At 72.3% G+C, this 13,735-nt stretch carries 7 protein-coding genes and 1 tRNA gene; 5 read left to right on the top strand and 3 right to left on the bottom strand.

The features are described from left to right. The first annotated feature begins 89 nt into the window (after positions 1-89). Both ACSMX9_RS17605 and ACSMX9_RS17610 read left to right on the top strand, forming a co-directional pair. A complete protein-coding gene (locus ACSMX9_RS17605; protein ID WP_445395046.1) occupies positions 90-779 on the top strand; it encodes a helix-turn-helix domain-containing protein in 690 nt (229 codons plus the stop codon). Then, on the top strand, positions 776-2,449 hold the full coding sequence (locus ACSMX9_RS17610) for a site-specific integrase (protein ID WP_445395047.1): 1,674 nt from the start codon (positions 776-778) through the stop codon (positions 2,447-2,449). The genes ACSMX9_RS17605 and ACSMX9_RS17610 overlap by 4 nt, the downstream gene beginning before the upstream one ends. A gap of 48 nt (positions 2,450-2,497) precedes the next feature. Here ACSMX9_RS17610 and ACSMX9_RS17615 read toward each other — a convergent pair. Further along, positions 2,498-2,570 (bottom strand) — tRNA-Arg (locus ACSMX9_RS17615). Positions 2,571-3,094: 524 nt separating this feature from the next. Between ACSMX9_RS17615 and ACSMX9_RS17620 the strand changes: the two genes are divergently transcribed. Next, complete coding sequence (locus ACSMX9_RS17620) at positions 3,095-6,460, top strand: HelD family protein (protein ID WP_445395048.1); 3,366 nt, start codon at positions 3,095-3,097, stop codon at positions 6,458-6,460. Positions 6,461-6,823: 363 nt separating this feature from the next. Here ACSMX9_RS17620 and ACSMX9_RS17625 read toward each other — a convergent pair whose 3' ends face one another. Both ACSMX9_RS17625 and ACSMX9_RS17630 read right to left on the bottom strand, forming a co-directional pair. Beyond that, entirely contained in the window at positions 6,824-9,226 is a 2,403-nt protein-coding gene (locus tag ACSMX9_RS17625; RefSeq protein WP_445395049.1) for an N-acetylmuramoyl-L-alanine amidase, read from the bottom strand. Between the two features lie 283 nt (positions 9,227-9,509). Beyond that, positions 9,510-10,793, bottom strand: coding sequence for a M6 family metalloprotease domain-containing protein (locus ACSMX9_RS17630; protein WP_445395050.1), 1,284 nt, complete (start codon positions 10,791-10,793; stop codon positions 9,510-9,512). A 360-nt stretch (positions 10,794-11,153) separates the two neighbouring features. Between ACSMX9_RS17630 and ACSMX9_RS17635 the strand changes: the two genes are divergently transcribed. Beyond that, positions 11,154-11,834: a TetR/AcrR family transcriptional regulator gene (locus tag ACSMX9_RS17635; RefSeq protein WP_445395051.1), complete on the top strand. Its 681-nt coding sequence runs from the start codon at positions 11,154-11,156 to the stop codon at positions 11,832-11,834. Between the two features lie 276 nt (positions 11,835-12,110). Beyond that, positions 12,111-13,664 carry an MFS transporter gene (locus tag ACSMX9_RS17640; RefSeq protein WP_445395052.1) on the top strand — a complete coding sequence of 518 codons (1,554 nt, stop codon included), beginning with the start codon at positions 12,111-12,113 and terminating at the stop codon, positions 13,662-13,664. Positions 13,665-13,735 lie beyond the last annotated feature (71 nt).

The following is a 13,735-nucleotide window of genomic DNA, read 5'->3' on the forward strand; positions in this document are numbered from 1 at the left end:
CTCCATCCATGACTGAGCCCTCGGCGAACACGGCGATCGCGCTCGTCTCCAGGCCATGGAATCAACGGTAGGCAAGTTAATGTGTCTTCATGACACAACACCGTTCCGACTATGGATCTGAGAAGGACACCGAGGTCGACGACCTCGAATGGGAGGACCACGTCATGGCCACCGTGGCTGGCGAGGTCCGCAGACGACGGAAGGAACTGGGGTGGAGCGCACAGGATCTCGCCGACAGGTGCGAGGGGATCGGCTACCCGATCCCCCGCAACGTGATCGCCAACATGGAGTCCGGCCGCCGAGCCAGCCTGCCCCTGGTCGAGGTCATGGTCCTCGCCAAGGCCCTGCGCATGTCCCCGATCAGCCTCATCTACCCCGTCGGCTACGTCGACGAAGTCCGCCAACTCCCCTACCAGGACCCGCAACCGGCATTCGACGCCCTGCAGTGGTTCACCGGCAGCTCGGCTGCCGATGACGCCACCGACTACATGCTCGACCACTTCCTGGCCCATGACCTCGAAGTCCGCTCGGCCCTGGCCGCCGTAGAGAGCGAGGACTACGAGCGCTGGAAGGTCAAGACCGCCCCCAACCGCGTCCAGCGGGAAGCGGCCGAGCGCGCCTTGGCCCGGTACGCCGACCAGGCCACCAACGCCAAGCACGAGCTGCGCAGCCACCGCGACGCCATCCGCGAAGCCGGCGGCACCCCACCCCACCTGCCCTCGCAGCTCGACGACGTCGATCCACCGGATATCGACACCACCGAGGAGAACGATCTTTGAAGGGTTCCACCCACCGCCGCTGCTACTGCCGCGACCCTCACACCGGTAAGCCGCTCGGCAAGAAGTGCCCCAAGCTCTCCAGCCGCAAGCACGGCTCGTACTCCATACGCCAGGAACTCCCGCCCCGCGAAGACGGCACCCGCCGCTCATTCAGCCGCGCCGGCTACGACTCCCTCAAGGCCGCCCAGGCGGACCTCGACCACGTGCGCGCGCTCGTCGGCCTCGCCGACACTGACGACGCCGAGGGCCTGGGCCAGATAGCCGAGTTGCTGGAGAAGGTGGCCGACGAGAAGGCCCCGCTGCCGAACATCGAGGCGACCCGCAGGCGCCTCAGCCACGGCCTGGACCTGACGAGCAGGCTCACCGTCGGTGAGTGGCTGGACATGTGGCTGGCGGGCAAGAGGGGGCGGCAGAGCGCCATCAGCCGCGACGAGAGCAACATCAGGGTGCACCTCAAACCCAGGATCGGGCACTACCGGCTCGACCGCCTCCGGGTCGCCCACCTGTCGGAGATGTTCGAGGCCATCGCCGAGGCCAACGTCGAGATCGCCGAAGGCAACGCAGCCCGCCGTAAGGCGTTCGAGGACCTCGCCCAGATCCCCTGGAAGGGCCGCGAGCCCCGCGCCCGTCGCAAGGCGATGAAGGCGGCCATCGACGAGATGGAGCCCTACCGCCGCATCGTCGGTCCGGCCACACGCCAGCGCGTCCGCTCCACCCTGCGGGCCGCGCTCAACGCCGCGATTGCTCAGCAGCTCATCACCTTCAACCCGGCCGCCCACGTCGAGTTGGAGGCGGGCAGGCGGCCCAAGGCCCTCGTATGGACCGAGGAACGCATCCTGCACTGGAAGCGCACCAGCGAGAAGCCGTCGTCGGTAATGGTCTGGACGCCGGAGCACACTGGCCTCTTCCTCGACCACGTCGCGGAGGACCGCCTGTACGCCCTGTTCCACCTGATCGCGTTCCGCGGACTGCGACGGGGCGAAGCGTGCGGCCAGAAGTGGACCGACACCAACCTGGACGCCGGTCTCATCACCGTCGCCAAGCAACTCGTCGTGGACGGCTGGGAGGTGTACGAGGACGACCCCAAGACCGACGCCGGCGCACGCACCATCGCGCTCGACTCCGACACGGTCCATGCCCTCAGGCGGCACCGAGCCCAGCAGGGCAAGGACCGTAAGGAGTGGGAGAACGCGTGGGTGGAGACCGGACGCGTCTTCACCAAAGAGAACGGTGAGCTGCTCCACCCCGCCAACGTCACACGACGGTTCATCGAGCTGTACGAGGAGATCGACCTCCCGCCGGTCCGGCTCCACGACCTCCGCCACGGCGCCGCGACCCTCGCCCACGCGGCCGGTGCCGACCTGAAGGACATCCAGGAGATGCTCGGCCACTCCTCGATCACCATCACGGCCGACACGTACACGAGCCTGCTCCCCGAAGCGGACCTGGCGATCGCCGAGGCCGCAGCCCGGCTCGTCCCGCGCGCCCGCGCGACCTCCGAGAACACCGCCCCCGAAGCGGAAGCCGAGCCCGACGACGCGGAGCATCCCGGCCCGGAGTCTGTGCCGGATGATGCTGATCCGTCGGGAGGAATTCCGGAGATCAACTCTCCGTCCGCTCACGCACCGCTCACGCAAACGGCCCCGGACGAGAAGTCCGAGGCCGAGTAGGAGCCCTCCCTGGGGGGATAAACCCCAGGTCAGAGCGGTAACGCGTTGTGCCCCCGGCAGGATTCGAACCTGCGACACCCGCTTTAGGAGAGCGGTGCTCTATCCCCTGAGCTACGAAGGCGGGGATCTGCGAGAAATGCGGTGGAGACCTGCGGCGGGAGCCACGATCCCGGACGCATCGGCCCACTGATCCGGCGGCGCACCGGCGGACCGGCGCACCGCCGTCAGTGTAGCGGGTGGGGGTGCACGGGTGCGGGGCACTGTCCTGGACCCCCTGCGGCACCTGGGGCGGAGGGGCCCGTGCGCGGACCGCGCCGGCGGGGCCGGGAGGACGGCGGAGCGGGCCGAGCCGCCGGCGCCGGAGCGGCGTGGGCTGGACGGCGGCACGTCGTGCCGCCGCCCCGCGGAGGGCGGGGTGCGGCGCCCAACGGGGGACGGGGGCGGTACCGGCCCGCACGAAGGCGATGCCGGCCCGGGGAGGCCGGTCCCGGGGACCACCGCTGAGCGGTCTGCCCCCTGCCGGAAGCCGGGGACTCGATCCGATCATTGACGGGTCGTCACCATCCGATTTCTGATAGTTGTTTCAGCGGGGTACGGGCAACTGCCCGTGGCGGTGTGTCTCCTGGCACCGCAGGGAGGACGCACATGAGCACCACCACTCGGGACCAGGTCCTCGCCGGCGAGCAGCGGGCGGTGGACCACGCCTACGCCTGCTACGCCACGAGCCTCGCCGAGCTGAGCGGCACCTCGGCGGCCACCGCTTCCGCCAGCGGCAAGGACGGCATCGCCAACCGGGCCGGAACGGAGGCCCGTGCCGAGGCGTACGGCGGGCTCGGTGACGAGGCGCTGGTCTTCGCCCGGGTCGACGCACCGGAGGACCCGGGCGGGGAGCCCCGGCCCTGGTACATCGGGCGCCGGGGCGTACGGGACGGAGCGAGCGAACCCGTGGTCGTGCTGTGGACCAGCCCGCTCGCGAAGAAGTGGATCGAGGCCAGGCCGGAGGCGGCGGGCGACGTGGTCCTGCGGCGGCGGCTCCGCTGTGTGCGGCAGATCGTCGAGGACTACGTCGACGAGATCGCTCCGACCGCGTCCGCCGCTCCGCCCGAGGCCGTCACCGGACCCGAACCGGTGCCCGAGCCCCGGCAGGTCGCCGACGACCGGGCCGCGGAGGCGACGACCCCGGAGCGCGCGGCGCCGGTCCCCACCCCCGGCGATGTCGAACGGCGGCGGAAGGCGCTCCAGCCGGACGACTTCCTGCTGCGGGAGCTCCAGCGGTCGCGCGGCGGCCGGATGCGGGACATCGTCGAGACCATCCGCCGCGACCAGATGGAGCTGGTCACCGGCTCGCCCTCGGACATCCTCGTCGTGCAGGGCGGCCCGGGCACCGGCAAGTCGGCGGTCGGCCTCCACCGGGTGACCTGGCTCGTCAACAACGAGCACTTCAAGGCCCAGGACATCCTCGTCATCGGCCCGCACCAACGGTTCCTCGACTACGTCGGCCAGGTCCTCCCCACCCTCGGCACCCGGGACGTCAACGCCGTCCAACTGGACCGGTTATGGGAGGGCGAGGTCCTCGGTACCGACGAGCCGCGGGCCCGTCTGGTGAAGTCGGACGAGCGCATGGCGGCCGTCCTGCGGCGTCGGGTGGAGAGCGACTACCGCCCCGAGGCCCTCGACGCGCTCACCGTCGCCCCCGCCTTCGAGGGCGACGAGCCCGCGGTCGTGGTCACCGCCGGCAGTACGACCCTGCGTCTGCCGAGGTCCGAGGTGCTCGCCCTCCTCGACCGGGCGCACACCGGGGAAGGCTCCTTCCGGGAGCGCCGCGAGCGCTTCCGCGGCCTGCTCGTCGACCGGCTCCTCCGGGAGCTCGCCGACGTCGCCCCGCGCCGGAGCCAGACCGGCACGATCCGTCGTGACCTGGAACGCAACCGAAGGGTCGAGCGCCTCGTCGAGCGGGTCTGGCCGTCACCGGGCCCCCGGGAAGCCCTGCGCACCCTCTACGACTCGGCCGATCTGCTGCGGAGCTGCACCGAGGGCGTCCTCGACGAGGACGAACGGGCAGCACTGGCGCGCGTCCGGGCGGCCAGTGCCGACGCCGACCCGTGGACCCTCGACGACCGCGTCTGCCTCGAAGAACTCCAGGTGCTCATCAGCGGCGAGACCCCGAGGCGGTACGGGCACATCGTCGTCGACGAGGCCCAGGACCTCACGCCCATGCAGGCCCGCGCCCTGCGACGGCGCTGCGCCGTGGGGGGTTCCATGACGGTCCTGGGCGACCTCGCGCAGGCGACCGGGCCCCACACCCCGACGAGTTGGGACCTGCTCGGCGCCCTCCTCTCCGACCACGGCGACTGGAGGGTCGCCCAACTCGACACCAGCTACCGGGTCCCCGCCGAGATCATGGAGTTCGTCGCCCCGCTGGCCCGTACCGTCGCTCCGTCCCTGCCCTATCCGCGGGCCGTCCGCGGGGCGGGACCGGACGCCGTGCGGACCCTGGCGACCGAGCCGTGGAAACTGCTCGACGACACCGTCTCCCAGGTGGCGCGACTGGTGCGCACCAGCGACGGGAGCACTCCCCGCTCCGTGGCCGTCGTCGTCCCCGACGATTCGGACTGGCTGGACGCCATCAGCCGACGGATCGCCGAGGGGGAGGAGGTCGTCGGGCAGGACCGGGAGGCCGTTTCCGTGCTGGCGGCGGCGCAGGCCAAGGGCATGGAGTACGACCACGTGCTGGTCGTCGAGCCCGCCACGATCGCCGACCGGGGCCCTGCCGGACTGCGGCAGTTGTACGTCGCCCTCACCCGCAGCACCCAGACCCTGACCGTGCTGCACACCGCCCCGTTGCCGGCGGTCCTCCTCGGGTCCGGGGGTGCGCCCGGGGCGCCGAAGGCGGCCGCGGCCCGGGAGGAGGACGGTGAGGGGCGGCTGCCCCGGATCGGCACGGACGTCCGGGTCGAGGTCGTGGCCCGGGTCCCCGGCGGTCGCCACAAGGTCCGGGCGCTGTCCCCGCCGATCGACCGGCCGCTCGTCCTCACCGTTCGCCATGGATCGGTCCCCCCGTTGAGGGGCGAGCAACTGGACTGCTGGGTCTTCGCCAACGAGACGAGCCAGACGGTGCTCACCGCCGACCAACGGGGCCGGTCGCCCGTCTCGGAGCGGATGGCGGGGCGCTACCTGGCGGCTCTGGACGTGCTCGGGGAACTGGTGGCGGGCGACGGCGAGGTTGCCGACGCCCGCGGTCGCCTCTCCGAACTCCAGGGCATGGCCAACCGCGTCCTGCGACGGGACCAGGCGGACTGGGTCGACGTGCTGCACCTGTTCGGCTCCCCGGACCGGGAGGCGCTGAGCGTTCTGCGCGACCTCGCCGCGACCACCAACCGGGCCCTCAAGGAAGGCGCTCTGGACCCGGTGCGGCTCGCGGCGGAGGTGGCGGACTCCGGCTGGGCCGAGCCCCTTGCTGCGGCCCGGCGCGAACTCGCGGCACGCTTCGCCCCCGGGACCGAACCGGACTCCGCTGACGCCCCGTCGCACCCCGAACCGGAGGAAGAAGTGCAGCCGACCGACGTGGACACCAGGCCGGAGCCGACGGTGGGGAAGGACCTGCTGGGGGCGCTGGAGGCGGCCGCCGCGGCGGACCGCACCTGCAAGAAGCACGAGGCGATCCGTCACGCGTTGAAGTCCTCGCTCCTCTGGGCCGATCTCCAGCCGACCGATTCGCCCGTCGTCGACGTCAGTTGCGTCACCGGGCACGGCCTGTTCCTCTACGAGGCCCTGGGCGCGGGTCGCTCGGCCTACGCGGACCTCCGCTCGGGTGCGACCCGCCTGCTGGAGATCAACCACACCCTGCCCGCGCCGGCGGACCGTCTCTACCTCGTGCTCTCCGAACCGCCGGCCGAGGAGTGGGCCGCGGACACGGTCCGTGACGTCTTCCGGGTCGACGTCATCTGGCGCACTCCCGGCGGCTGGGCCGGGGAGGGCGCGGACACCGCCTCGGGTTCCTCCGGGGCCTGACCCCAACGCCGAGCGGGCCGGGCCCGGGCGACGGAAGGGGGGTGCCCCGGCCTTCCGTCACCCGGGCCCGGCGGCCGTGCCGGTCCTCCGTGCCGCGCGGCCGAGAACGACGACCTCCACACGGTGCCGTCATGCAGAAGGGCCCGTTCCGGAGAATCGGAACGGGCCCTTCGTCGGAGCGCTGGGCAGGCCTTGCACCTGCATCTCCCCACAGGAAGTGGGGCGCCTTTCCTTGGACCACCAACGCGCGTCCAGCTACCGGGAGTTCCGGTGACCGGCTCGACGAAATGAAGCATATCCCATGATCGGAGCCCGGTTGACCGGTGGCGGGCGGTTCCGTACGGAACCGCCCGCCACCGGGGCTCACTTCAGGTACACCAGGCCGTCTGTGGTGATGGCGGGGCGGCCCCGGGTTCCCTTCACCACGATCTTGACCGTGTGCCGTGCTGCGGACGACCAGTTCTGGGTCCAGATCGCGTCGCGGTACTTGGTGGCGGAGGACTTGAGGTCGACCGTCTTGGCGAGACGGCCGTCCACGAAGACGTCGATCTGGCCGGAGGTCGCCGCGCGGGAGACCACCAGGGCGGCGGAGCGGCCGGTGAACGTCCAGGTCAGCGAGGCGTTCTTGGTCGCGGAGGAGAGCGACTTGCCGCCGAGGTAGCTACCGGAGGACCTGGTGGACCAGGTGCCGGTCCGCTTGGCGGAGGACTCCTGGAGGATCATCGGGGTCCCGGCGACGGAGGCGGCCGCGGTGTTGCCGGCCTGGTCGTGCGCGGTCATGGACCAGGTGGTCGCCGTGCCCGACTTCGCGGTGTGCGCGGCGCTGGTGGTCGTCGGGGCGTAGGTCCTGGCGCTGGGCGAGGTCAGGCGGACCTCCTTGAGGGCCGCCGCGTCGGTGGCCTTCCAGGACAGGGTCAGCGGTACGGCGGCCGTGTTCACGGTGCCGCCGCGCAGCGCCAGCTTCGGCTTGGTGGTGAAGGAGGGGGCCGTGGTGTCGACGGTCACGGTCGCCGTCGCGGAGGTGGTGGTCTGCCCGGAGATGTGGGTGGCCCGGACCTGCACCTTGTGGGAGCCGCGGGCCAGCGTCGCCTTCGCCGAGGTGGCGGTGCCCGTGGTGGTGGCGACGACCTTGCCGTTCACCAGCAGCTCGTGGCGACGGACGAACGCGGTCGGCGTGGACACCGACCAACGCACCGTCACCGCACCCTTGGTGTAGTGGGTCGAGCCGGCCTTGCCGGCGCCCGTCACCGAGGTGATGGCGAGTCCGCCGACCTTGCCGCCCGCGTAGTTGCGGATGGCGGGCAGCTGTGCGTACAGCTGCCCGCCGGGGCAGACGGTGTTGAAGCCGTCGCGGTGGCCCGAGATCCGGGGGAAGGAGTACGACCGGCCCGAGACGAACGTGGTGCCGGCGTGGCTGCGGCCGCCTGCCCCGGCCTTGAGCTGGACGGTGCCGGTCGGGTCGGCCCGGTACTGGCCGAGCTTCCACGCGGCCACGCGGGCGACGGAGGTGACGGCCGCGGCGGGGGCGGACTGCCGGTCGTAGCTGCCGATGACGGCGATGCCGGCGGCCTCCCGGTTGAATCCGTAGGTGTGCGCGCCGAGCACCGGCAGGTCGACGCCGCCCTTGCGGCCCTCGAACACGGTGCCGCACCGGTCGACCACGAAGTTGTAGCCGAGGTCCTTCCAGCCCTGGCTCTTCACGTGGTAGGCGTGCAAGCCCCGCATGATCTTGGGGGAGTCGGCGCAGGCGTAGTCGCTGGTCTGCGCGGTGTGGTGGACGAAGACGGCCTTCACGTCCGGGTTGTACTCGGGCCCCTCGGTACTGAGGGTCTCGTCAGCGCCCCAGGTGGCACGTGTCATCACCGAAGGCTTGGGCGCGCTGGACGGCGGGGCCGGCGGAGCGGAGGGTCCACTGCTCGGCGGGGGCGAGGCCGGGGCGGAGGTCGAGGACCGCGGGGCGGGGGCGGTGGTCGGCGGGGCGCTGGTCGGCGCGTCCGCGCCGGGGTCGTTCGGGGTGGGCTCGACGGTCGGCGGCGTGGCTGCCGGGGCCGAGGACTCCGAGCCGGGCGCGGGTGGCACGGCCGGGTCGCTCGGCGGGGTCTCGGGGGCCACGGAGGTGGACGTCTCGGGCGCGCCCGGCTCGGTGGCCGGGGGCGACGCGGGTTCGCCGGTCACCGCGAACGCCGCGGGTTCCAGCCCGGTCACCACGGTGCCGTCCGAGGCCGCCCGCGCGTTGGTCACCCGGGCGTCGCCCGGCCCCTCGCCCGGGTCGACCATGTCCAGTCGGAGCCCTTCGGGCAGACCGGTGCGGGTGGTGCCGCCCTGGGTCAGCCGCACCTCCACCCCGTCGGACGGGCCGACCCAGCGGGGCTCGCTGGCGCCGCGCAGCCCCGGCCGGCCGCCTCCGTCGTTGCGGGTCTCGGCCTCGGTGTCGACGCCGACCCACGGGGTCCACCGGCCGGTGGCGGTGGTGCGGGTGCGCACCTCGATGGTGCCGTCGAGTCGGACCTCGGGATCGGTCCAGGTGACGCCGAGCAGGCTGAACGGCTCGGTGGTGCGCTGGGCGAGGGCGGCGGAGCGCCCATTGGAGGAACGTTTCAGCGCGGCCCGGTGCACATCCGTCTCGACCGGGCCCTGCGCGGTCCTCCCGCGGTCGTCGCCCGGATCGGCGGGGGCCTCGCCGCCCAGGCCCTGGACGGTGAGCACTCCGGCCACCGTCGCGGTCGCCACGGCTGCGGCGATCCACAGCGTGCGTTGCGGTTTCACGTCGTTCCCCCCGGTGAGAAGGCGTCCGACCCGGGTGCGGGACGGGCGGAATCCAGCGGACGGCACACGGTGTCCGACGCGCCGTCGCCCACCGGGCGCGCCGCGGACGGCTCCCGGGAGGTGCCCGGGTGCGCGCTGACGGTGGCGACGGCAGGTCGACCGTGACGAATCGGTGAAATCGGTGGAGATCGTGCGCCTTGGTGCGAAGCGATACTCTCAGACTGTTGATCGTCTTTGCCACAGGGGTCACACAGGTGATCGAACGGGGCGGCAACACGTCAGTTCAGGGACGGGTCACCCGGACCGTGTAGTCGCCGGAGGCGTCGATGCCGCCGACCGCCACCCGTACCCCCGACTCCGGGTCCTGGAAGGTCTCCCCGGGGGCGAAGGGGGCGTCCGACAGTTCGGCGTGCACATTGGGCGACCGGGTGCAGCCACCGCTGTCGCGGGCCGCGTCGTACACGGTCACCGGCCCCCGCCCGGTGTCGACGGAGGCGTCCACCCGGTACACGAGCACGCCCGCCTTGCAGACGGCCTCGTCGTTGCCCTCGCCCGTGCGCACCTCGACTGCGATTCCGGAGGCGTCGCCCAAGGGGACGAACACCAGCTTCTCGCCGCCGGTGCGGGCCAGCGGGGACAGGACGTACTCCAGGGTGCCCCGGCCCGAGACGCAGTTGACCTGGTCGTCGTCCAGCCAGCCCAGCTTCCACTTGTGCCAGCCCAGGAAGTCGTTGTTGGCGCCCCAGTCCTCGCTCATGATGTCCCAGTGGCCGACCGCGCCGCCGCCCTCCTGGGTGTAGAGGTCGGGCAGCCCGAAGACGTGCCCGTTCTCGTGCGGCAGCACCCGGAAGCCGGTCTCCCCGTACGAGCCCGAACCGTCGTCCTGCCGGCTGTACACGAACGACGCGTTCGCGACCGGGACGCCGTCCGCGACCGGCGCCTCGTGGTTGCCCGCGAACGTCACCGACAGGACGGTCTCCAGCGCGGACGGCCCGGCGTTCGGCGTCGTCAACACGTTCACCAGGTCGTACTCCCCGAAGTCCACCTCCGGGTCCGCGGCCGTCACGATGTCGTCCACCAGTTGGCGGTAGCCGGGCTCGAACGGGGCCCCGCGCTCTATCCCGTACTCGGCGAACGGCCGCGGCATCCGCAGCCAGTCCTTCACCGGCGCCTCGGGGCGGTACTCCAGCCGTCCGTACGAACTGGTCGCGAACCACTCCCGGGTCTGCGGGAAGAACTCCGCGAGCCGCTGCGCCGCCGTCCCCTCGCCCGGCGCGTCCGGGAAGTCGACCATCAGGTTCAGCGCCCGGACCGTCCCCGTGGACCGCGCGTACCCGGACGGGGTGGGCACCCCCTCCGACAGTTGGACGTCGAGCGCGCCACTGATCATGCAGGGGCCGATCGTGGCGCCGCGCGAGGACTGGGCGCTCGGCCCGGAGGCGGTCGGCGAGCCGGGGGAGAGCCGTCCGGTGCTCGCCGAGGTGGTGACCGCGAGCGTGAGCGCCGTGACCGAGGCGAGGAACGCCGCGCGGCGCGGGCCGCGTATCCGGCGGCAGGACGGCTGCATAGGTGGGCCTTCCCCTCGCGGCAGCCGTTCGGTCCGAGGCTGCGCCCTCTGCCCACCCTGTGCCGCGGGGACCGGGCGCGCGCGCTGGGCGGGCCCGATCGTGGGTTCCGCGCCCGTGGTACTCCTCCCTCCCCTTGTTGTGGTGCAGGTCACGTTCCGTCGAGAAATAAGTGGGGAGCGGCTCCCCGTTTGAGCTAGTGTTCCGGCGAAGCGGGGAGAAAGCCCCCGTTTCACGGGGTTGCGCGGAGGACCGCGGACGCCCCGGAACGGCCCGACCGGTCGACGTGGACCGGACGGCAGCCCACCGGCGGTCCGCACCGCCCCCGCACCAGCCCGCCGAGCGCGTGAAGGAGTACGCAAGTGGCCGTCACGACCCGTGCGCCCCGCTCCACCTCCCGCCCGCGGGCCGACGCCCTGCGCAACCGCGAGCGCATCGTCATCGCCGCCCGGGAACTCTTCGTCGAGAAGGGTCCCCAGGTCCGCTTCGACGAGATCGCCCGCCGCGCCGGCGTCGGAAACGCCACGGTGTACCGGCACTTCCCCGACCAGGGGGCGCTGGTCCACGGCGTGATGTGTCACGTCTTCGACAGCATCTGCGCCCTCGCCGAAACCGCCCTCGCCGACGACCGCGACCCCTTCGAGGCGCTGCGCACCTTCGTGCACGAATCCGCGGTCGTCCGGACCGGCGCCCTGTGCCCCATGCTGGTCGACGGCTTCGACCACGAGCACCCCACCCTCGTCGGAGCGCGCGCCCGCGTCGAGGAACTCCTCGGCGCACTCCTCGACCGGGCCAAGGCCAGCGGCCAACTCCGGCCCGATATCGCGGTCAGCGACGTCCTGCTCGCCGTCTCCCAGCTCACCCGTCCGCTCCCCGGCCGCGACGCCGCCAGCAGTCACGGGTTCGCCCGCCGGCAACTCCAGGTGTTCCTCGACGGGTTGATGGCTCCTGCACGTTCCGAACTCCCCGGCACCCCGATCACCCTGGAGGACCTACGCACCCAACACTGCGCGCTCGGCACGACGCACCCGAAGGACCGGTGACCGCGGCGGCCACGGCCCCACGATCGACGGCGCACCCGCGACGACGTCCTCACCGATGACGACGCCCCGCCCGGTGCCCGCACCGCCTCCCGGAGTTCCGCGCCACCCTTCCGCCGACCGCTGACCGGTCGGCGCTCCGACCGGCCGCACGGTCGGCCCCAGGCGCGCCCGCCCCGGACCGTCCGTCCGCCTCCTGCTTCCCGCCCGTCCCGTTCACCACGCCCGTCCGGCTCTCCTGCTCCGTTCGCTCTTCGAAGTCCCTAGGTGGCTACCTCCATGTCCAGAACCGCCCCGTCGCGCCCCGCTGATCCGGGTCACCCGACCCCCGACCCGATGCGGTGGAAGGCCCTCGTCTTCATCGCCCTGGCCCAGTTGATGGTCGTCCTCGACGCGACCATCGTGAACATCGCCCTGCCCTCCGCCCAACAGGACCTCGGCATATCCGACGGCAACCGCCAGTGGGTCATCACCGCCTACGCGCTCGCCTTCGGCGGTCTGCTGCTGTTCGGCGGTCGCATCGCCGACCTGTGGGGCCGCAAGAACACCTTCCTCACCGGACTCGTCGGCTTCGCCGCCGCCTCCGCCATCGGCGGCGCCGCGCAGAACGAGGCCATGCTGCTCGCCTCCCGCGCCCTCCAGGGCGTGTTCGGCGCCCTGCTCGCGCCCGCCGCGCTGTCGCTGCTCGCGGTGATGTTCACCGACGGCAAGGAGCGCGCCAAGGCCTTCGGCATCTACGGCGCCATCGCCGGTGGCGGCGGTGCCGTGGGCCTGATCCTCGGCGGTGTCCTCACCGAGTACCTGGACTGGCGCTGGACCTTCTACGTCAACATCCCGTTCGCCGTGGCCGCCGCGGTCGGCGCGTACCTCGTCATCCGCGAGCCCGCGGGCGCCCGCAACCGGTCCCCGCTGGACGTCCCCGGCGTGGTGCTGTCGACGCTCGGACTCGTCGCGCTGGTGTACGGCTTCACCCGGGCCGAGTCCTCGGACTGGTCCGACCCGCTGACCGTGACCATGTTCGTCTCGGCCGCCGTGCTGCTCCTCGCCTTCGTCCTGGTCGAGGCGAAGGTGAAGGCGCCGCTGCTGCCGCTGCGGGTGCTGACCGACCGCAACCGCGGCGGCGTGTACCTGGCGCTCGGGCTCGCGGTCATCTCGATGTTCGGCCTCTTCCTGTTCCTGACCTACTACCTCCAGATCGTGAAGGGCTACTCGCCGGTCAGCACCGGCTTCGCCTTCATGCCCATGATCGTCGGCATGATCACCGGCTCCACCCAGATCGGTGCCCGACTGATGACCCGCGTGCCGGCCCGTCTGCTGATGGGCCCCGGCTTCCTGGTCGCCGCGGTCGGCATGCTGCTGCTCACCCGGCTGGACATCGACTCGTCCTACGCGGCGCTGCTGCTGCCGGCGATGCTGCTGCTCGGCCTGGGCATGGGCACGGCGTTCATGCCCGCCATGTCGCTGGCCACGCACGGGGTCGAGGCCCGGGACGCCGGTGTCGCCTCCGCGATGGTCAACACCTCGCAGCAGGTCGGCGGTGCCATCGGCACGGCGCTGCTGAACACCATCGCCGCCTCCGCCACCACCGCCTACCTCAAGGACCACGCCGCCTCGGCCACCACGCGGTCCGCGCAGGAACTCGTCGGCCTGAAGGCCATGGTCGAGGGGTACACCAGCGCGATCTGGTTCGCGGTGGGCATCCTCGTCGCCTCGGCGGTCATCTCGCTGACGATGATCAACGCCGGGCGGCCCGACGAGGGCGGCCCGGGCGCCCCCGCCGGAGCGGGCGAGGACGCCGAGGAAGAGCTGAAGGTGCCGGTGATCGCCCACTGAGTCCGGTCGGGAACGGCCCCGGGACGGTCGGAGCACCGGCCGTCCGGGACCCGTCCCCCAGCACGGGGAGG

It is taken from the genome of Streptomyces sp. LE64, from assembly GCF_052606915.1.